Genomic DNA, 19,703 nt, shown 5'->3' with positions numbered 1-19,703 from the left:
TGGTTTGACCGCCCTGGCACTAATCCTGGCCGCCGCCGCGCCGGCTGCCTCGGCCGCCGTGCCCCTGTCGACCTATGTCGAAGCAAGGGCCGCGGAAATGAACGGCGACGAATCCCGTTCCGCGCAACTCTACGCCTTGATGGCGGAAGCTGATCCGGCGGACCGGACCATTGCTCGAAAGGCCATCTCTACCGCCATCCAGTCGGGACAGGCCGACCTCGCCATCTCCCTGGCCAAGCAAATCCCGCCCAATGAATTGCCGATCGATGCACGGTTGATGTTGGCCGCCGACCAGCTCCGGCGCGGCAAGAACAAGGATGCCGCGGCCGCGCTGGAGAAAGGCGTGACTTCGACCGAAGTCGACCTGTTCGGACCGGTCATGAAGGCCTGGGACCGCACCGCGCGTGGCAAGAACGACGGCATTGAATCGCTGTCCCAGATGTCGGCCGCCAGTCCGCTTGCGCCGATTATCAACGAGCAGAAGGCAGCGATGCTGTTCGCGCTCGGCAAGCCCGACGATGCCTTGCCGCTTGCACAGCGCGTGCTCGTCCAGTCGGCAGGCCGAAACACCCGGCTTCGCCTCGCTTATGCGGACTCGCTCGTTCGCTTGAAGCGCAAGGACGATGCGATGGCGATGCTGCAGGGTGATGATGAGGCACTTGCCGCCGCCCGGTCGCGCGTTGCGGATGGCAAATTGCTCGGAATGGCGATCGCTACGCCCTCGGACGGCTATGCCGAATTGCTGCTCGCGATGGCGATCGACCTTGGACGGGAAGACAATAAGGCCCTTCCGATCGCGCTGACACAGGTCGCCCGTCACGCCAATCCCGGCAACAGCGAAGGTACGATCCTGCTCGCGCTTCTCTACGACGGCGACGGTAGGTCGAAGGAGGCGCTCGCTCTGCTCGACTCCGTCCGTCAGGACGACCTGCTGGCCGGCGAGGCGCTTGACGTCGAGACCCGGATCCTGGGCGACACATCCGATTATTCCCGCGCCCTGACCCGGGCGCAGGCGGCAACGCAGGCCGCCGGGGCAGGGCCGCACGACTTCTCCCGACTTGCCAACGTGCTCGGCGACATGGACCGCCACACCGAGGCAGCCGCGGCATATGGCGAGGCGATCAACCGGACAGAGCGCGGCGCCAATCCGGAGCTTTGGACGCTCCACCTCCTTCGGGCCGCAAGCCTCGAACAGGCCGACCGTTGGGGCGAGGCGAAGGTGGAGCTTGAGACCGCGCTGAAGCTGGACCCGGACAACGCCCTGCTGCTCAATTTCCTGGGCTATGGGAAGCTTGAGCGGGGTGAGGACCTCGACACGGCCGAAGCGATGATCCGCAAGGCCAGCGCGCTGAGGCCCGACGATGCTTCCATCACCGATTCCCTCGGCTGGGCTCTGTTCAAGCGGGGCCGGGTCGACGAGGCGATCGAGACCTTGAGCCGTGCAGCCGCCGGGGATCCGTCGCAGGCGGAGATCCACGAGCATCTCGGCGATGCCCTCTATTCGGCGGGCCGGAGGATCGAGGCGCGCTTCTCCTGGCAGGCCGCGCTCATCACGGCCGAGGACCAGGCCAAGTCGCGGCTCGAACGCAAGATGGAGCTTGGCCTCAACACGGCAAACGCCGCGCCCTGATGAAGTATTCGGAGCCGGCTCCGGCCAAGCTCAACCTTGCGCTTCATGTCCGGGGCAAGCTTCCCGACGGACGCCATTCGCTGGAAACGATTTTTGCCTTTTGCATCGATGGAGATCGGCTGGAGGCGGAGAAGGCCGACGAACTCAACCTGTCGATCAGTGGACCGTTCGCGGAAGGCCTCTCGACAACCGATAACCTTGTCCTCGACGCGGCCAAGGCGCTGAAGCAGGCAGCCGGTGTCGACGCGGGCGCCAGCCTATATTTGACTAAGAAGCTGCCGGTAGCATCGGGCATTGGTGGCGGTTCGGCCGATGCCGCGGCGGCTCTTCGGCTCCTGACTGGGCTGTGGGGCATCGACCCCCGCCATGCCGTCGACGTTGCCCCGGCCATCGGTTCCGATGTCCCTGCCTGCCTGCTCAGCCTCAGCGCGAAGGGCACGGAGGCCGGGGACAAGCTCGAGCTTGTGCAGGACCCGTCGATTTCCGGCACTCCGGCGCTGCTGGTCAACCCGCTTGTGCCTCTGTCGACAGGCGCCGTGTTCGCCGCATGGGATGGCATCGATCGCGGACCGCTTGGCGACTGGCGGAGAGGCCGCAACGACCTGGAAGCGGCAGCGCTGACACTTGCGCCGGACATCGGACACGTCCTCGACTGGCTTGGCACGCAACCCGGAGCCGGTTTCATTCGCATGTCCGGAAGCGGCGCGACCTGCTTCGCCTTGTTCGACAGCGAGGCGGAGCGGGATGCCGCTGCCGCGACCTGCCCCTCGAACTGGTGGCATTTGGCGACATTTCTGCGATAGGGGCGGCCACTATGGCCCGTCCGATCCTTACCGCCGAACAGATGCGCGCCGCCGAGAGGCAGGCCATCGCTTCAGGCACGCCGGAAACGACCCTTATGGAGCGTGCTGGCCAGGCCCTTGCCGAGACTGTCCGCCTTCATGTCGGACCGCGCGACGTACTCCTCCTCTGCGGCCCGGGAAACAATGGGGGCGATGGTTATGTCGCGGCCCGGCACCTCGCCGCCATGGGCTATACGGTGAAAGTCGCTGCATGGGCCGACCCGACATCCGATGCTGCCCGATGGGCCAGAAGCCAGTGGAATGGTCCCGTAGAGCCATTCGCAAGCGCTACCGAAACCCCGATCGTCATCGATTGCCTGTTTGGAACCGGTCTTAGCCGCGGCCTAGAACAATCTCTTTTCCAACGACTAATGCTGCTGGTCGACAACGCACTCGTCGCAATTGCCTGCGATTTGCCAAGCGGCGTCAGCAGCGACGACGGCGCGCTGCTTTCGCCGATAGGGCGCTACGACCTGACGGTGACGTTCGGGGCGTTAAAGCCCGCGCATCGGCTGATGCCCGCAATGGCCAGTATGGGCAGGGTCGTGCTCGCCGACATTGGCATTGATGCCGGATCAGCATGGTTCGAAATCGGTGCGCCCGACCTGCCACCGCTCGAACCGGCAGGACATAAATACAGCCGCGGACTGGTTCATTGCCTCGCCGGGCAAATGCCGGGAGCGATTGCCCTTGCGGCGAATGCCGCCGCCCGGTCGGGGGCCGGCTACGTTCGGGTATCGACGTCTCTGCCGATCGACGGCCTGCCGTCTTCCATTGTCCAGACGGGGGGTGCCGATCTTCAAGATGAGCGGATCGGCTGCATCCTGGTCGGACCCGGGCTCGGCGACGTTCCGCAGGTGCTGACCTTGGCGCTGACGGCGCCAAGGCCCATCGTGATCGACGCGGATGCGATTGGGCTGGTTGGGGAGCCGGAACGGCTGCAGGGCCACGATACGATTCTGACTCCACATGAGGGTGAGTTTCGAAAGCTTTTTGGGGAGAGTGAGGGCTCCAAGGCTGAGCGCGCGCTGGAGGCAGCGCGGCGTTCCCAATCCGTGATCGTCTACAAGGGCCCGGATACGCTGGTCGCATCTCCGGTCGGAAGCCTGGCATTCGCTCCGCCGGCACCGGCCTGGCTGGCGACCGCCGGAACCGGTGACGTTCTCTCCGGCATGATCGCTGCACTTCGGGCGCGGGGCCTTGGACCATTCGATGCGGCATGCGCTGCCGTCTGGCTGCATGGGAGGGCGGCGGAAGTCGCCGGTTCCGCTATGATCGCGGACGATTTGGTCGAGGCGATCCCCCTGGCAATCGCAGAGTTATGAGCGAAACCATTGTCCGGATCGCGGCGCGCGGTGACGGCGTCACCGCCAGCGGCCGCCATGTGCCGTTCGCCGTTCCGGGCGATGTCCTGCTCGCCGATGGGACGGTTCAGCCCGGCGCTGGCCACCAAGTCCCGCCCTGCCGCCACTTTCCTCAGTGCGGGGGGTGCCAACTCCAGCATCTGACCGATGCCGCCTATGCGGATTATTGCGCCTCGAGAGTGACGGGAGCGCTCGCGCAGCACGGCCTCGGTGCCGAAATCCGTCCGGCCCATCTTTCCCCGCCAAATAGCCGCAGGCGCGCGACGCTTCGCGCCTTGAAGGCCGGCGGCAGAGTGCTGATCGGGTTCAACGAGGCCGGCAGCAACCGCATCGTCGACATGCTCGAATGCCATGTCCTTCACCCGCGACTTCTCGCGCTGCTGCAGCCCCTCCGGACCTTTCTGGCGACGGCCCTGCCATCGAAGCGAACTGCCGAAATACAGCTGACACTTGCCGATCAGGGACCAGACGTGATGCTGAAGGGCATTGAAGTCGTTGGCCTCGAAGCAGTCGAGGCGCTGAGCCAGTTCAGTGAAACCAACCGCTTGGCCCGTCTCAGCATTGACGAGGGCTTTGGGCCCGAGCCCCGCTACGAGCCCCAGCCGGTGACGATCACGCTCGGTGGAACCGCGGTGCCGATGCCGATCGGTTCCTTCCTTCAGGCCACGGAGGACGGAGAAGCGGCCCTCGTCGCGGCGGCTCGCGAAGCCACGGCAGGGTCCGCGCGAATTGCCGACCTTTTCGCCGGACTTGGGACCTTCGCCCTGTCGCTGGAAGGACAGCTTACGGCGGCGGAGGCGTCTCGCGATGCCGTCCTTGCATTGAAGCTGGCTGCGGCTCGCTCGGGTCGGCAAGTTACTGCCGAGCATCGCGATCTCTATCGCCGCCCCTACGACGCCAAGGAACTTACAGCCTTCGATTCTGTCGTGCTCGACCCTCCCAGGGCCGGTGCGCAGGAGCAGGTTCGCGAACTGGCGGCTTCTCCAGTCGTGCGGATTGCCTACGTCAGCTGCAACCCCGCTACATTCGCCCGGGACGCCGAAATCCTCGTGGGGGGCGGCTACAAGCTCGATTGGGTCAAACCGGTCGGTCAGTTCCGCTGGTCGACCCATGTCGAGCTTGCGGCCTCCTTCAGCCGCTAACGGTTACCAGCCCAGGCAGTCGTGCAGGATGCGGGCTCCGGCATGCACCGTCAGACCGAGCAAGCAGAGTGACGCTAGCGAAAAGAGTGTAAACCGGTATTTCACGGTGTTCACGGTGCACTGAACCAGGCTGTGCACGACCCTGATGCCGACATAACCCCATGCCAGATATTGATTGATCGGCTGATCCATCCCCATCAGCGCCAAGGTCAGGACGATGGCGTAGAAGATCGTCGGCTGTTCCAGCAGGTGGTTGTAATTATGGGCCTTCCACTGAGCCTCGTTCGGCGCCTTGCCATCCATGTCGCAGCCGCGCGAGCCAGCGGGGACGGTCCCAAGCGAAATTCCCATTTTCTTGAAGGCCGAAAAACGGGTCACGGCCATCCAGGCCATAATGACCAGGGTCCAGGCTATGAGCGCCACGACGGGCGCCAGTAACGGGCTATATTCCATGATTTCCCTCCCCCCTGTTTGGAGGCGGAGGAGGGTGCGTCAGATTTGCGGCCTGCTCAAGCCTGCCCAGGCGATCTTTATTTCCTTGCCTCGTTGAACAGCATCAAGGTGAGTGCCGCGCCGCAGACCAGCACGAAGAAAGTGCTCACCTGGCCGACTTCCTCGCCACCGATCGAAATCGGAAAACCGACCAGCAGCCGGTAAAGGGCGGCCAGCGTAACCAGCAGGAAAATGACGGCTGCTGCGGTAAGGACGAGCTTGCGGGTTCCCATGTGCGTCTCCCCATCTGGATTTGGCGACTATAAATCCGGGTGAAGCGGCCATGGCGCAATCAGTAGAAACCAGCAGATGATTTCATGGAAAAGCCCCCTCGCGAGCCATTTCGCGAAGGGGCTGAAGTAATCGGGATTTTCCCGAGCGCTGCTACCGCGCCGTTGCGGCCTTTGCCTTGACTGACTCCAGCAGCCGATCGAGCGCGGCGCGGTCGAACCATTGGCCCTTGGCGACGACCCCACGGATTGTCCGCGTTGCAGCGATGTCCTGCAGCGGATTGGCATCGAGGATGAGGATGTCCGCCGCCTTGCCCTTGGCGAGAGAACCGTAACGGTCGGAATGGCCAAGGAAGCTGGGTCCCGTAATCGTCGCGCTGGCCAGTGCCTCGCGCGGGGTCAGCCCGGCCTCGACATAGCGCTGCAACTCGTCGTGCAGCCCAATGCCGGGATAGTTGAAGCTGTTGAGAAAACCGGCGTCCGTCCCGGCCAGGATCGGAATGCCTGCATCGCGAAGCATCGGCAGAACCTTGACGCTCAGCTCATATTCCTTGTGCCGGGCCGCGACCTGCTCAGGCGTCGACTTGGCCGCGCGTTCGACGCGCCATTCGTAGGTCTTGCGCAATCCCGGCCCCATCAGGGCGAGGCCGGTGTCATTGCGGTGATCCTCGCGGTCCAGATAGGCGAGGATACGGCTCATGTTGAGCGTCGGCGTCACATTGAGGCCGAGCTTGGCCAGCCGATCATATTCCGCCTTGGCGTAGCTCGCATCGAACGTCTCGACGAACTTGTCCGACGCCTCGCCATAGGTGAGCTTCTTGGCCAGATAATCGGCGGCGATACTCGTTTCCGCCGGCGATCCGGCCTTGATCAGATAGTCGAGATGCTCAACCGAGCTAAGGCCGTCCTTCGCCGCTTGCTCGATGGTCAGCGCAAACGGCGTGTGCGCAGAAGTCTTCAGCCCGCGCTTCTTCGCTGCCTTCACCGCATATTCGAAGATTTCCGGCTTCAGCGTGTTGTCGGTGATCTTGACGAAATCGACCTTCATCGACTGCAGCCGGTCGAGCGCCGCATCGACCTCGGCGGGCGTCCCGACCTCGATCGTGCCCTTCCACAGCGGCTTGTAGCCCTCCAGCTTGGGACCGGAGGTGTAGATCGTCGGTCCGAGCAGCGATCCCGCCGCCACTTCGCTCCGCCACTGGATGACGGAATCGCTGAGATCGCCCGCGCAATCCCGCACCGAGGTGATCCCATAGGCGACGTAGATCGGCAGCAGATCCTTGTTTTCCTGGATCAGCTCCGTGCCGCCGCCGAAATGGACGTGCATGTCCCACAGGCCCGGCATGACGAACTTGCCCGTCGCATCGACCGTCTGCTTTGCTGAAACGCGGCGCGCTACCGAACTGTCCGCGCCAACGGCGACAATGTCGCCATTGCGGACCGCAACTGCCTGGTCGGTCAGCGTCCGGCCCTTGGCGACGTCGATGACCGTCGCATGCCGGATCAGCAGGTCAGCGGGCTGGGCCGCTGCAAAGGCAGGCGATGCCACGACCGCCGCGGCGACCGTGGCAACCACAAATCTCATTAGTCGAACAGCTTTGCGAAGCGGCGCTTCTCGCGGCTCTTCCAATGTCCGCGGTGATAGGCGTCGCTGGCCAGCAGCGGCAGGACCGAGGTCGCCTCGGCATAGACCATCTGCTCGAGCGCGGTCGAAACCTTGCCCCAGCTGGCCGCTTCCTGAAGCGTCGAGGAGGAGCAGGCGCCGTCGCGGACGTCGGCGACGGTGATCTGCACCGCATATTTGTGAACCTCGACATCGTCGTGGCCGAGGATCTCGGCGCAAACCACGGTGTCCTGCGCGAAGTTCTTCGGAACGCCGCCGCCGATCATGAGGAGGCCGGTGGTTCCGGCCTCGATCTTGATGTCGGTCAGCTCGCGGAAGTCGGCGATGCTGTCCAAGGTCATCCAGTGGCCGCCGCGCTTCATCGCATCGACCTGGTGCTTGACGAGACCGAAGCCGGCCGAGCTGTCGGTGAAGGCTGGGCAGAAGATCGGCACGTCATGCTCATAGGCGAGCTTGACCAGGCTGTTGTCCTTCTTGCCGTTCCCCTCGCTCAGCCACTTGCCCATCTCACGGATGAAGGCGCGCGACGAATAGGGGCGGGGCTCCAGCGAGTCCGCGATCTTGCCGATCGTATAGTCGCAGTCCTGCAGCGCGACTTCGTCGATGTAGGTGTCGTAGATGCGGTCGATGTAGAGCGAGCGCAACGTGTCGTCGTCGGGGATTTCCAGCGCCTGGTAATGCTTGTGGCCAAGCGCTTCGAAGAAATCCATGTCGACGATGCTGGCGCCGGTGGCGACGATCGCGTCGACCATGTTGTTGCGCACCAGCTCGGCATACAGATCCATGCAGCCACCGGCCGAGGTCGATCCGGCGATCACCAGCCACACCGAACAATTGGGGTCGGCCAGCATCTGGTTGTAGATGTCGGTCGCGCGGGCGAGGTCGCGGCTGGTGAAGCTCATCTTGCCCATCGCCTCGACGATCGGGCGGGCGTCGAAGCTCGTGATGTCGATATGCTCGACTTCGCTCGACAGCAGCTCTTCCTTGCGCTTGTCGTTGACCAGGTTCTCGGCGTCCTGGACCTTGTTCAGCGTATCGGTGGTCATTCTCTTCTCCGAAACTGAAAATCGTCACCCCAGCGCAAGCTGGGGTCCATGTCGCGGGCCCTTTGCACCCAATAGATCATGGTTTCCAGCCTTCGCTGGAATGACGCACTTAAAATGCTCTGCCGCTACAGCGTGATGACGTTCGTCGCGCGTTTGCGTTCCGGGACGTCGGTGTAGAGCGAGGCCATCGGCTCGTCGGTAACGATCACCCGATCCTCGACCCCGAAGCCGTTGAAGCCGGTGCGCATGGCACAGCCATAGGCGCCCAGCATCCCGACCTCGATATAATCGCCGGCCTGGACGTCGGCGGGAAGCTCGAACGGACCGGCCATGTGGTCGAGGTCGTCGCAAGTCGGCCCGTAGAAGCTGAACTCCATGTCCTTGGCATCCGACTCCTCGTCGCGAACCAGCTTCACAGGGTAGCGCCAACCGATATGTGCCGCATCGAACAGGGCGCCGTAGGCACCGTCGTTGATGTACAGCTCGCTTCCGCGGCGCTTTTCGACGCGAACGAGGACGCTTGCATATTCCGCGCAAAGCGCACGGCCCGGCTCGCACCACAGTTCGGCCGAATAGCTGATCGGCAGGTCTTCGAACGCGCGGTAGATGACGTCGAAATAGCTTTCGAGAGCCGGCGGCTCCATTCCCGGATACCAGCTCGGAAAGCCGCCGCCGACGTCGACGATGTCGACCGTGACGGCCGCCTCGACGATGGCATCGCGAACGCGGCTCATCGCTTCGCCATAAGCTGCCGGGCTCATCGCCTGGCTGCCGACATGGAAACAGATGCCGAGCGCGTCCGACGCCTGGCGTGCAGCCATCAGAAGCTGCTTCACCTCATGCGGCTCGGCGCCGAACTTGGAGGCGAGGCTGAGCTTCGAATGATCGGACGATACCCGCAGGCGAACCAGCAGGTTGAGGTCGCTGGCGTTGCGGGTGGCGCGCTGGATCTTCTCCAGTTCCTCGATCGTGTCGAGGCTGAAGGTCTTCACGCCATAGTCGAAATAGGCTTCCGCGATCGCTTCCTCGGCCTTCACCGGGTGCATGAAGCACAGCACGGCATCGGGCAGCGTTTCCGCAACCATGCGAACTTCGCCAAGCGAGGCGACGTCATAGTGGGTAACGCCAGCATCCCACAGGACCCTCAGCAGGTCGGGTGAGGGATTGGCCTTGACCGCATAGAGCGACTTCCCCGGAAACTTCTCGGCAAAGAAGCGGGCAGCACGCTTTGCGGCATGCGGACGAAGAAGCGTGACCGGCTGGACCGGTCGAAGGGCGGTAGCTAGCCCCAGCGCGCTATGATGCTTGTGCAACTCAAGGGACCTCCAACTGGTAGTTCGAGACAAAGCTGCCTTGCGGTTGGAAGTCCCATGGGGCAGCGGAGGCGCGATATATGTTCGAGGGTCCCCCATGTAAAGTTTTTTTGGACCCCAATTGAACCCGGCTGGGACAGCTTTATCCCTGCACGGCCACGGTTCGCCGAAAGATCAAGGAGTTGAACGGCTTGAGCGAATATCCACAGGTCACCCGCGATGATGTTCTGGCGGCTGCCAAGCGCATTTCCGGCGCGGTCGAACGCACGCCTTTGCTCGGGGCGGAGATTCGCGGGAATCGCGTATGGCTGAAATGCGAATGCTTGCAGACCGGCGGCTCGTTCAAGCTCAGGGGCGCAACCAATCGCTTGAACCAGCTCAGCGAGGAAGAGCGAAACAGGGGCGTCGTCGCCTTTTCGTCCGGCAATCATGCGCAGGGCGTTGCGATCGCCGCCAAGCGCCTCGGCATCCCGGCGATCATCGTCATGCCGTCGGACGCCCCACGCCTGAAGGTCGAGGGAACCAGGGCCCAGGGCGCCGAAATCATCTTCTTCGATCGCAAGACCGAGAGCCGCGAGGAGATCGCCGCCCGCATCGCCTCGGAGAAAGGCTCGATCGTCGTGCCCAGCTATGACGATCCTGACATCGTCGCAGGGCAGGGGACGGTCGGCCTGGAGATCCTCGACCAGCTCGAGGAAGCCGGGGCAGGGCCGCCGGCTCGCATTCTCGTCAACTGCGGTGGAGGAGGGCTGACGTCCGGGATCGCCCTTGCCTGCCCGGACGCGGACGTCATTCCCGTCGAGCCAGAGGGCTGGGACGACATGCTCCGGTCGCTTGAGCTTGGCGAGATTGTGCCGGTCGGCCCTAATCCGCCGCCGACGCTATGTGATGCGATCCAGACCCTGCGGGTGTCGCCCATCACCTTTGGCATCCTTCATGCGCGTGGATCGCAAGGCCTGGCCGTCAGCGAAGAAGAAACGAAAGCTGCGGTCCGCTGGGCGTGGAAGGAGCATGGCTTGGTGGTCGAACCTGGCGCGGCGGTGTCGCTCGCCGCATTGCTTGCCGGAAAAGTCGAAATCGTACCGGAAACGGTAGCACTTCTATCGGGCGGAAACATCGACCCGGCGCTGCACGCCAGCCTTGTCTCCTAGTTGCCACTCGCTCCGGCAATCCGATATTCGCCCGCGTCGACGTGGACCGGTGAGCTGCGTTCTACCGCGCGGGTGAGCTCTTCCAGCTCGGCTGCCAGCGTTTGAAGCTCCGCAATCAGCGCCTTGGGGTCGAGCTCGGACAGGTTGGCAGAAGCATCGAGCAGCGTTTCCAGCATCATTGCGATGCACGGAAGGATCGTTTCCTCGATCCGGTCGAAAGCCTCTTCAAGGCGGGCCTGTTGCTGCTGGACATCGCGCATGGGCATAAGCATGCACCGCCGCGAGTTAAAAAGCCGTGAAAGGGTCCGTTTTGGGAAATTTCATATCCGCGACACTGGCCCTCATGATGATCGCGGCTTTCCTGCTGCTCGGATTCGGCATCAAGCAGGCGATGAACCGTGAAACTCGTCAGCGCGGACTGCTGATGATTGCCTGTGGGGTGATTTTCGTCGCCAACGTCCTGATCTGGACGGTGTAGTTCCCCGGCGAAGGCCGGGGCTCAGGCCCGGCAATAGCCGGGTCAGCGCAACGTCGGATAAAGGTCCAGCCAGTCGAAGTTGTTTTCTTCGATCAGCCGAATCTTCCAACTCCGCTTCCATTCTTTCATTTGCAATTCGCGACGCCGCGCATCCTCTAAATTCTCATGCGCCTCGAACCAAACCAATAACTTGCAGCCATATTGCTTGGTGAAGCCGGAAACCAATCCTTGCCGATGCTGGTGGACACGCCCAATCAGATCGGACGTTACGCCAATGTAGATCGTTCCATTCTTCCGGCTGGCCATTATGTAGACGTAACCAGCCTTCATCGGACCTCCTTTGCGAGACGTTGTCTCCTGGGCCCCGGCCTTCGCCGGGGAACAGCCGTCACCGTATCGGGCAGCTCGGATCCAACCGGTAGTCCAGATAATCGTCCACGCTCTTCATGAGCAGGTCGAGCTCATTGGCAAAGAAATGGTTGGCGCCCGGAATGGTGTCATGGGCGATGGTGATGTGCCGCTGCGTGCGAAGCTTGTCGACCAGCTTCTGGACCGCGCCCGGGGTGACGACCTCGTCCGCTTCGCCCTGGATGATGATGCCCGAAGCCGGGCAGGGGGCGAGGAAGGCGAAATCATACATGTTCGCCGGCGGCGCGATGGAGATGAAGCCGCGGATCTCCGGGCGGCGCATCAGCAGCTGCATTCCGATCCATGCGCCGAAGCTGACACCTGCGACCCAGGTGACCTCTGCCTCCGGGTGGATCTGCTGGACCCAGTCGAGCGCCGAGGCCGCATCGCTCAATTCGCCAATGCCATTGTCGAACGTGCCCTGGCTCTTTCCGACGCCGCGGAAATTGAAGCGCAGGGTCGCGAACCCGCGGCGGACGAAATCCTTGTAGAGCAGCTGGACGATCTTGTTGTTCATCGTCCCGCCGGCCTGCGGGTGGCTGTGCAGGATCAGCGCCACCGGTGCCCGTGGACGAGGCCCCGGGTTGAACCGGCCTTCCAGACGGCCTTCGGGTCCGGGAAAAATCACTTCGGGCATGGGCGCTCGCTTATTAGGAATTGAAACTGATATCCGCGGAAGGGATGCACCGCGGCGGCGGCTCCTATATAGGGCCGGCGCAACCTCTGGCAACGGCAGGATTCCTTGAGTTTTCCAATGACCGATTCTCATTCCCGCATCTTCCTCGATCACGCAGCCACCACGCGCGTCCTTCCGGAAGCGGTGGCGGCCATGGAACGCGGCTTTAAGGCCTGGGCCAACCCAAGTTCCCCTCATGCGGAAGGCCGGCAGGCCAGGGCGCTGTTGGAGGAGGCGAGGACGACGCTCGCCGAGGTGCTGGGCTGGCGTCATGACGTCATCTTCACCAGCGGGGCGAGCGAAGCGATCGAGATGGTGGCGGCGCGCGCGCGCATCGCTGGGCGCGCCCTCGGTGCTACCGAGCATGCGATCGTTCCCCACGCAATGGGCGCGGATGCCCGGGTCATCCCGGTCCGCCCCGACGGCCTGATCGACGAGGCTGCGCTGGACGCCATACTTGCCGAAGGTCCGGCCTTGGTCGCGATCCAGCAGGTCAACAACGAGACCGGCATTCTCCAGCCGCTGGACCATATCGCCCCGAAGATCCGTGAAGCCGGTTCCTTGCTGCTGGCCGATTGCGCACAGAGCGCGGGCAAGCATCCTCTTCCTGACGCGGATTTCATCGCCCTGTCGGCCCATAAGCTTGGCGGCCCGCCCGGCATCGGAGCACTGCTGGTCAAGGATCTTGGAACGCTGGATCCGGTCGGCGGCCAGGAAAAGGGCTATCGGCGCGGAACGCAGGACGCGCCCAGCGCTCTTGCGTTTGCAACTGCGCTCGCTGCCATGCCCTATGAAATGGGCAGGCTCGCTGCCCTGCGCGCTAGGTTGGACGAAGGCGTAAAATCGGTCGGCGGCATCGTGATCGGCGAGGAAAGCCCGCGGCTTTCGACAATTGGCGCGGTCTCGCTGCCCGGCGCCTCCAGTGCCTCCTTGCTGGTGCAGTTCGACCTGGCGGGCATCGCAGTTTCCGCTGGCAGCGCCTGTTCGTCAGGCAAAATGAAGGAAAGCGCCGTCCTGGCTGCAATGAAGGTTGATCCGGCTGTAGCGGGCGGCTTCCTCCGCATCAGCTTCGGCCCGCACACAACCGAAGCCGAAGTCGACGCTTTCCTCGCTGAATGGTCGCGGATCGCCAGCCGGCAGCGCGCGGCATGATTTATCTCGACTATCAGGCGACGACGCCGTTGGCGCCCGAGGTGGCGGCGGCAATGCGTCCCTGGTTCGAGGAGAAGTTCGCCAATCCGCACAGCCCTTCGACCTGGGGCCGTGAAGCGGCGGCGGCGATCGAGGTTGCGCGCGGCCGTGTCGAACAGGCGATCGGCTTGGCCGGCGGGAGGTTTGCCTTCACGTCCGGAGCTACCGAAGCGATAAACTGGGCGATCAAGGGAACGTTCGAGGACAGCCTGCGGCGCAAGCTGGTGACCATCTCGACGGAACATGCGGCCGTCCTCGACACGGCGGAATGGCTGGAAAAGCAGGATATCGAAGTCGTCAGGCTCAAGGTCGGTGCAGACGGCTTGATCGACCTGGACGAGGCGTTGGCCCACATCGACGACAAGACGGCGCTCGTCGCGGCGATGCTGGTGAACAACGAGATTGGCGTGATGCAGCCCGTTGCCCGGCTTGCGCAAGCTGCGCGGGAAGCAGGCGCGTTGATGCTGTGCGATGCGGTCCAGGGCTTCGGCCGCCTGGCCATTCCGGACGGGCCGGACCTGGTCGCCGTTTCGGCCCACAAGATCCATGGACCGAAGGGCGTCGGCGGCCTTTGGATGCGCTCAGGGACCGAACCCGCGTCACAGATCCACGGCGGTGGGCAGGAATTGGGCATGCGTTCCGGCACGCTCTCGCCATCGCTTTGTGTGGGGCTGGGCGAGGCCGCCCGCCTTGCCGCCGAAAGGCGCGATGCCGATGCGGCGCATGTTGAGAAACTATCTCAACTTGCACTCGCAACTCTCGGACAGGGATGGACTGTCAACGGCAGTCTGACCGACCGCTATCGCGGAAACCTCAATGTCCGGCGTGAAGGACTTGATGGCGCGAGGCTGATTTCAGACCTGCGCAACATCGCTTTTTCGCTCGGCTCGGCCTGCGCCAGCGGTTCGGGCCGGCCGAGCCATGTGCTCCGTGCCATCGGGCTCAACGACCGCGCGGCCCGTTCGTCGGTCCGCCTCGGGTTCGGCCGCTATACCGGTGAGGATGAGCTGGTTTCGGCTTGCCGCAGGATCAATGAGGCGGCGATCGAACAGGCGCATCTCCCGGCATGATCAAGGTCCGCTTCCTCAAGGCTGACGGCACGCTCGACCATGAAGTCGATGCTCCAGCCGGCACCAACCTGCTCGATCTCGCGCAGCGGGAACGCCAGCCGCTCGAAGGGGCGTGCGAAGGGCAAATGGCCTGCTCGACCTGCCATGTCATCGTCGCCAAGGAAGATTTCTCGCGCCTGCCGCCGGCAAGCGAAGAGGAAGACGATTTGCTCGACCTTGCATGGGCAGTCCGCCCAACGTCGCGGCTCGCCTGCCAAATCAATCTTACCGAGGATCTGGAAACGCTGACGGTGCAGATGCCGGGCGGCGCCTACAACCTCGATCGCTAGCTGCCTTCCGGCAGCGGGGCGCCAACTCGCGTGTCCAATTCGTTCTTTTTTGGCTTGGGGCGCTTGCCCTTGGGCCGGATCGGCAGGCGTTCGACCAGTTCCGGCAACGCGATCTTCCCACGGCCGCTGCTGTCCAGAAGTGTGAATCGATAGGCGGCGGCTTGCCTGAACTCGGCCAGGCTTACGGCCCGGTTGAAGTCGGCATCGGCGCTAGCGACGGGCTGCGGGATATTGAGAATCCCGTAGCGCGCGGCGCCTTGCAGGCCGCTTTTGTTGTAGCCGTCATAATCGTCGCGCTTTGGCTTAGGCTCGCCGCGAGCCTGCCGCCAGTCCGAGTTCACCTGGATCTCCGGCGCGATCTCCTGTTCGTAAGCCCTGCGCTCGTCCGGATCGATCTGCCCGTCCTGATTATCATCGAGCCGCGCGAAGAAGCGCTCTGCATCGGCCTGCATTTCATCGCTCGTCAGCAGGCCGTCACGGTTGCGATCTGCCTGAACAAACCAGCGTTCGATCGGCGCCTCGCCGCTTGACGGCGGGCGGAACGGCTCGCCCATCGGGCTGATGAACGGCGCCCAGGGAAAGGCCTTGACCGTGATCGGTGCATCTTCCGCCACTGCGACGGACAATAGGATGGGAACAATCAGGGTGGGCAACGGCATGAGGCTCTAGTCCAATCGGCAGGGTGAATGCTTGATGAAGGCTTTGGCGGGGTTGCGAAAGGGCGCTTCTTCAACCATATGGCCCGCGGAAGTCGGCGGACGGCATTGTCGCCAACCTGGTCAGATCCGGAAGGAAGCAGCCACAACGATTTCGTGCCGGGTCGTCGGCTTCCACCGCATGAGCTGCCGAGTGCAGCGCAGCAGCACGCAGAGACAGCGAATGCCGGACGGCCTGCCGCAGAGCGGACAGGACCGACGGCGCGGATTTACTCCGCGCCGGTTTACGCCAGAAATGATTTGCATGGATGCCAGCCTGCGCTGGCATGACTGCATTGGGCTGACTAAACCACCCCCATGGACGACGAATCGCCGGGCCTCGGGCTCGACCTTCCCGAAGAAGTGAAAAAGCCCGACGACGAGACGCATTATCGCGTCCTCGCCCGCAAATATCGTCCGCAGACCTTCGCCGAGCTGATCGGCCAGGATGCGATGGTGCAGACGCTCGGCAATGCGATCGAGCGCGGCCGCATCGCCCATGCCTTCCTGCTGACCGGCGTTCGCGGGGTCGGCAAGACCTCGACCGCGCGGCTCGTCGCGAAGGCATTGAATTGCATCGGCCCGGACGGGCAGGGCGGCCCGACGATAAATCCGTGCGGCGTCTGCGAGCCGTGTCGCGCGATCGCCGAAGGCCGCCATATCGACGTGATCGAGATGGACGCCGCCTCGCACACCGGCGTCGACGACGTTCGCGAGATTATCGAGGCCGTCCGCTACGCCTCGGTCTCCGCGCGCTACAAGATCTACATCATCGACGAGGTCCACATGCTGTCAAAAAGCGCGTTCAACGCGCTCCTGAAGACGCTTGAGGAACCGCCGGCCCATGTGAAATTCCTGTTCGCTACGACGGAGGTGAACAAGGTTCCGGTCACCGTCCTGTCGCGCTGCCAGCGCTTCGACCTCCGCCGGATCCCGTCCGAGAAGCTTGCCGAGCACTTCGCCAACGTTGCCCGCGCCGAGGGTGTCGATGTCGAGGAAGAGGCGCTTCAGGCGATTGCCACGGCCGCCGAAGGTTCTGCCCGAGACGGCCTCTCGATCCTCGACCAGGCTATTGCCCATGGCGAGGGCAGGGTAACCGCCGACCAGGTCCGTGACATGCTGGGCCAGGCCGATCGCGGTCGAGTCCGCCGCCTGCTCGAAACGCTCCTCTCCGGCCAGGTCGCCGAAACCATCGCGCAGCTCGACGAAGCCCATTCGCTCGGTATCGATCCTGGTTCGCTAATCCGCGGTCTCATGGAATCGCTCCACGCCGTGACCCGCGCCAAAGCGGGCGCCGGCGCCGACCTGCTCCAGTCGGCGGAAGAGCGCGAGCATGGCGCCGAACTCGCCGCACGGCTCAGTTGGGGTAATCTCCACCGCCTGTGGCAACTGCTGCTGAAGGGGCTGGAGGACGTCCGCATCGCGCCTGATCCGCAGGAAGCCGCGACCATGGCGCTCCTCCGCCTGATCCACGCCGCCGAAATGCCGGATCCCTCGCAACTGGCGGCGATGCTGGCGGGTGGTGCAGCTCCGACGGTCACGCCGTCATCCGCACCCCCAGCACCGACGGCCTCGCCAAGCGCAACCGCGCTTATTCCAAGCGATTTCCCCGCCCTGGTCGACGCGGTCGAGCGGCAGGGCAAGCAATTGCTCGGCGTCCAGCTCCGCGACCATGTCGGCCTGGTCAGCTTCGCACCCGGCGAAATCATCCTGAAACCGTTGAAGCCTCTGGGCGCCGAATTCGCGCGAGAACTCGCCGCCGCCGCCAAGCAGGTCACCGGCCAAAGCTGGGAAGTCCGGCTTACGGACGAGGGCGGGTCGCCCTCGCTCCAGCAGCAGGAAGTGATGGCCGAGGAACGAATGCGCGCCGCGGTGCTTGAAGAACCGAATGTGAAGGCGCTGCTGGACGAGTTCCCCGACGCCACCCTGGAAACCATCGACCGGAAAGAAGCATGACCATGCCCAGCCTCGACGAAATCATGAAAATGGCCGAAGCCGCGCAGCAGCAGCTCGCCCAGGCGCAGGAAAATCTCGACAAGGTCGAGGTTGAAGGCGCGTCGGGCGGCGGGCTGGTCAAGATCCGCGCGACCGCCAAGGGCCGCATCCTCGGCGTTTCGATCGACGACAGCCTGCTCGTCCCGGCCGAAAAATCGATGCTGGAGGACCTTATCGCCGCCGCCATCAATGACGCCCGCGCCAAGGCCGATGCCGCTGCCGGCGACCAGATGCAGGCGATGACCGCCGGAATGCAGCTCCCGCCCGGATTTAAACTACCCTTCTAGTTGGCGCGGTTTCGCAAATCGGCGTCATTCCGGAGCAAATAAAGTCCGCCGCTTGTCTGTTCCACGTTCCGCCTTAAAGTGGAACGGATCGGGAAGAGGAGTAGCGCCTTGCAACTAGGGGCGATGCAGAATTGGCCGCTCAGGGTGATGAGCCTGGTCAACCATGCCGAGCGAGAGCATGGAGATTCCGAAGTTGTAACGGCCTGGGCGGATGGGTCGACTACCCGCACCAACTGGCGCACGCTCGCGAGTGACGCCCGGCGCATGGCCAATGCCCTTGAATCCATCGGCATGAAGAAGGGCGACCGCATCGCCACCCTGGGGATGAACCACAGCCGGCATCTGACGGCCTGGTACGGCGTCGTCGGGATGGGCGGCATCCTCCACACCATCAACCCGCGCCTGTTCGACGACCAGCTCGAATATATCGCCAACCATGCCGAAGACCGGGTGCTGTTCTACGACCGCGCCTTCACGCCGATCGTCGAGCGTATGAAGCCTCGTTGGACGACCATCGAACATTATGTCTGCTTCGATCCGGCGGAAGGGGAGCAGGGCTTCCCGCAGTGGATCGAGGGGCATAGCGACAATTACACCTGGGTCGACGGCGACGAGCGCGACCCAATCGGCCTCTGCTACACCTCAGGAACCACCGGCAATCCCAAGGGCGTGATCTACGAGCACCGCTCGACCATGCTTCACACCTTGACGGAGGCCATTCCCGACCTGTTCAACCTGACCAAGCGGGCCGTCGTGCTTCCGATCGTTCCGATGTTCCATGCCAATGCCTGGGGCCTGCCATGGGCGGCGCCGATGGTTGGTTGCAAGATGGTCCTGTCGGCCGACTATCGCCCTGACAAGATGTGCGCCCTGTTCCGCGAAGAGAAGGTGACCCATTCGGCTGGCGTTCCGACCGTCTGGTTGACCATGATCGAGCATATCCTTCGCACCGGCGAGGAATTGGGACCGCTCCACCAGGTGACCATCGGCGGATCGGCTGCGCCCCGCGCCATGATCCACTGGTTCCTCGAGCGCGGCATCGAAGTCGGCCATGCCTGGGGAATGACGGAAACCTCCCCGATCGGCACTTGCGGCTCGCGTCCCCTGGGATGGGAAAATTACAGCCTTGAGGAGAAGGTCGACTATATCGCCCTGCAGGGCCGGCCGCCCTTCGGCGTCGAGCTTCGCACCATCGACGACGAGGGCAATGTCCTGCCGCGCGATGGCCAGACCTCGGGCCGCCTGCAATGCCGGGGCCCCTGGGTCATCAAGCGCTATTTCAAGGCCGACGAGGACGCGACCGAGGACGGCGAATGGTTCGACACCGGTGACGTTGGCGCGATCCACCCCGACGGCACCTTGCAAATCACCGACCGCTCGAAGGACGTCATCAAGTCGGGCGGCGAGTGGATCAGCTCGATCGAGCTTGAAAACGCCGCCGTCGGCTGCCCCGGCATCAAGGAAGCCGCCGCGATTGGCATCGCCCATCCTAAATGGGACGAGCGGCCTTTGCTGGTCTGCGTCAAGGTCGAAGGCATGGATGTTTGCGCGGTAAAGGTCCGCGAGCATCTGACCGCCCATGTCGCCAAATGGTGGCTCCCCGACGCGATCGAGTTCGTCGACGAACTACCCCACACTGCGACCGGCAAGCTCAGCAAGCTCACCTTGCGCAAACAGTTCAGCGACTACCGCTTCGCCGATGCCGAAGCGATGGTCGGGCGGGACTAACCAGTCGTCTTT

At 63.6% G+C, this 19,703-nt stretch carries 21 protein-coding genes and 1 other RNA gene; 13 read left to right on the top strand and 9 right to left on the bottom strand.

Features of this window, described 5'->3' with window-relative positions; translation table 11 throughout:
* Positions 1 to 4: 4 nt before the first annotated feature.
* Genes LZ496_RS01870 through LZ496_RS01855 form a run of 4 tightly spaced genes read left to right on the top strand, consistent with a single transcriptional unit; the run spans position 5 to position 4,978 of the window.
* A complete protein-coding gene (locus tag LZ496_RS01870; RefSeq protein WP_249902896.1) occupies positions 5 to 1,630 on the top strand; it encodes a tetratricopeptide repeat protein in 1,626 nt (541 codons plus the stop codon).
* Entirely contained in the window at positions 1,630 to 2,433 is an 804-nt protein-coding gene (locus LZ496_RS01865) for a 4-(cytidine 5'-diphospho)-2-C-methyl-D-erythritol kinase (protein ID WP_436286446.1), read from the top strand. Before LZ496_RS01870 ends, LZ496_RS01865 begins: the two co-directional genes overlap by 1 nt.
* 11 nt (positions 2,434 to 2,444) lie before the next feature.
* A complete protein-coding gene (locus LZ496_RS01860; protein WP_249902895.1) occupies positions 2,445 to 3,797 on the top strand; it encodes an NAD(P)H-hydrate dehydratase in 1,353 nt (450 codons plus the stop codon).
* Positions 3,794 to 4,978 carry a class I SAM-dependent RNA methyltransferase gene (locus LZ496_RS01855; RefSeq protein ID WP_249902894.1) on the top strand — a complete coding sequence of 395 codons (1,185 nt, stop codon included), beginning with the start codon at positions 3,794 to 3,796 and terminating at the stop codon, positions 4,976 to 4,978. Before LZ496_RS01860 ends, LZ496_RS01855 begins: the two co-directional genes overlap by 4 nt.
* 3 nt (positions 4,979 to 4,981) lie before the next feature.
* Here the strand turns inward: LZ496_RS01855 and LZ496_RS01850 are convergent, their stop codons facing one another.
* The 5 genes from LZ496_RS01850 to LZ496_RS01830 all read right to left on the bottom strand — a co-directional run bounded on the left by LZ496_RS01850 (position 4,982) and on the right by LZ496_RS01830 (position 9,683).
* Complete coding sequence (locus LZ496_RS01850) at positions 4,982 to 5,431, bottom strand: MAPEG family protein (RefSeq protein WP_249902893.1); 450 nt, start codon at positions 5,429 to 5,431, stop codon at positions 4,982 to 4,984.
* A gap of 77 nt (positions 5,432 to 5,508) precedes the next feature.
* The gene (locus LZ496_RS01845) at positions 5,509 to 5,703 is read right to left on the bottom strand and encodes a hypothetical protein (RefSeq protein WP_249902892.1); all 195 of its coding nucleotides are present in this window, start codon (positions 5,701 to 5,703) and stop codon (positions 5,509 to 5,511) included.
* A 151-nt stretch (positions 5,704 to 5,854) separates the two neighbouring features.
* Complete coding sequence (locus LZ496_RS01840; RefSeq protein ID WP_249902891.1) at positions 5,855 to 7,285, bottom strand: amidohydrolase family protein; 1,431 nt, start codon at positions 7,283 to 7,285, stop codon at positions 5,855 to 5,857.
* Complete coding sequence (locus LZ496_RS01835; protein WP_249902890.1) at positions 7,285 to 8,370, bottom strand: 1,9-bis(guanidino)-5-aza-nonane synthase; 1,086 nt, start codon at positions 8,368 to 8,370, stop codon at positions 7,285 to 7,287. The genes LZ496_RS01840 and LZ496_RS01835 overlap by 1 nt, the downstream gene beginning before the upstream one ends.
* Before the next feature lie 125 nt (positions 8,371 to 8,495).
* Positions 8,496 to 9,683, bottom strand: coding sequence for a type III PLP-dependent enzyme (locus tag LZ496_RS01830; protein ID WP_249902889.1), 1,188 nt, complete (start codon positions 9,681 to 9,683; stop codon positions 8,496 to 8,498).
* A 191-nt stretch (positions 9,684 to 9,874) separates the two neighbouring features.
* Between LZ496_RS01830 and LZ496_RS01825 the strand changes: the two genes are divergently transcribed.
* Positions 9,875 to 10,834: a threonine ammonia-lyase gene (locus LZ496_RS01825; RefSeq protein WP_249902888.1), complete on the top strand. Its 960-nt coding sequence runs from the start codon at positions 9,875 to 9,877 to the stop codon at positions 10,832 to 10,834.
* Here the strand turns inward: LZ496_RS01825 and LZ496_RS01820 are convergent.
* Positions 10,831 to 11,094 carry a hypothetical protein gene (locus tag LZ496_RS01820; RefSeq protein WP_249902887.1) on the bottom strand — a complete coding sequence of 88 codons (264 nt, stop codon included), beginning with the start codon at positions 11,092 to 11,094 and terminating at the stop codon, positions 10,831 to 10,833. The two genes, LZ496_RS01825 and LZ496_RS01820, sit on opposite strands and share 4 nt — an antisense overlap.
* Before the next feature lie 86 nt (positions 11,095 to 11,180).
* Here LZ496_RS01820 and LZ496_RS13870 point away from each other — a divergent pair, with 86 nt between their 5' ends.
* Complete coding sequence (locus tag LZ496_RS13870; protein ID WP_283937857.1) at positions 11,181 to 11,312, top strand: hypothetical protein; 132 nt, start codon at positions 11,181 to 11,183, stop codon at positions 11,310 to 11,312.
* 42 nt (positions 11,313 to 11,354) lie between these two features.
* Here LZ496_RS13870 and LZ496_RS01815 read toward each other — a convergent pair whose 3' ends face one another.
* Positions 11,355 to 11,642: a GIY-YIG nuclease family protein gene (locus LZ496_RS01815; RefSeq protein WP_249902886.1), complete on the bottom strand. Its 288-nt coding sequence runs from the start codon at positions 11,640 to 11,642 to the stop codon at positions 11,355 to 11,357.
* A gap of 58 nt (positions 11,643 to 11,700) precedes the next feature.
* On the bottom strand, positions 11,701 to 12,357 hold the full coding sequence (locus tag LZ496_RS01810; RefSeq protein WP_249902885.1) for an alpha/beta hydrolase: 657 nt from the start codon (positions 12,355 to 12,357) through the stop codon (positions 11,701 to 11,703).
* Between the two features lie 117 nt (positions 12,358 to 12,474).
* Between LZ496_RS01810 and LZ496_RS01805 the strand changes: the two genes are divergently transcribed.
* The 3 genes from LZ496_RS01805 to LZ496_RS01795 are packed head-to-tail and all read left to right on the top strand — an operon-like array spanning position 12,475 to position 14,986.
* Entirely contained in the window at positions 12,475 to 13,548 is a 1,074-nt protein-coding gene (locus LZ496_RS01805) for a cysteine desulfurase family protein (RefSeq protein ID WP_249902884.1), read from the top strand.
* Positions 13,545 to 14,657, top strand: coding sequence for a cysteine desulfurase family protein (locus LZ496_RS01800; RefSeq protein ID WP_249903834.1), 1,113 nt, complete (start codon positions 13,545 to 13,547; stop codon positions 14,655 to 14,657). The genes LZ496_RS01805 and LZ496_RS01800 overlap by 4 nt, the downstream gene beginning before the upstream one ends.
* Entirely contained in the window at positions 14,654 to 14,986 is a 333-nt protein-coding gene (locus LZ496_RS01795; RefSeq protein ID WP_249902883.1) for a 2Fe-2S iron-sulfur cluster-binding protein, read from the top strand. Before LZ496_RS01800 ends, LZ496_RS01795 begins: the two co-directional genes overlap by 4 nt.
* On the opposite strand, the gene LZ496_RS01790 is transcribed toward LZ496_RS01795, so the two are convergent.
* Complete coding sequence (locus LZ496_RS01790) at positions 14,983 to 15,540, bottom strand: EF-hand domain-containing protein (protein WP_249902882.1); 558 nt, start codon at positions 15,538 to 15,540, stop codon at positions 14,983 to 14,985. The two genes, LZ496_RS01795 and LZ496_RS01790, sit on opposite strands and share 4 nt — an antisense overlap.
* 189 nt (positions 15,541 to 15,729) lie before the next feature.
* Here LZ496_RS01790 and ffs point away from each other — a divergent pair.
* From ffs to LZ496_RS01770, 4 genes are all read left to right on the top strand, one after another.
* Positions 15,730 to 15,824: signal recognition particle sRNA small type (ffs, locus tag LZ496_RS01785), an RNA gene on the top strand.
* A 175-nt stretch (positions 15,825 to 15,999) separates the two neighbouring features.
* A complete protein-coding gene (locus tag LZ496_RS01780) occupies positions 16,000 to 17,637 on the top strand; it encodes a DNA polymerase III subunit gamma/tau (RefSeq protein WP_249902881.1) in 1,638 nt (545 codons plus the stop codon).
* A gap of 2 nt (positions 17,638 to 17,639) precedes the next feature.
* A complete protein-coding gene (locus LZ496_RS01775; protein WP_249903833.1) occupies positions 17,640 to 17,963 on the top strand; it encodes a YbaB/EbfC family nucleoid-associated protein in 324 nt (107 codons plus the stop codon).
* Positions 17,964 to 18,086: 123 nt separating this feature from the next.
* Positions 18,087 to 19,691 carry a long-chain fatty acid--CoA ligase gene (locus LZ496_RS01770; protein ID WP_249902880.1) on the top strand — a complete coding sequence of 535 codons (1,605 nt, stop codon included), beginning with the start codon at positions 18,087 to 18,089 and terminating at the stop codon, positions 19,689 to 19,691.
* The last annotated feature ends 12 nt before the right edge of the window (positions 19,692 to 19,703 follow it).

Origin of the sequence: Sphingomonas caseinilytica (genome assembly GCF_023516455.1) — a bacterium.
Lineage (GTDB): Bacteria > Pseudomonadota > Alphaproteobacteria > Sphingomonadales > Sphingomonadaceae > Sphingomicrobium > Sphingomicrobium caseinilyticum.
The sequence above is the reverse complement of the archived record's forward strand: the minus strand, read 5'-3'. Positions and strand labels throughout refer to the sequence as shown.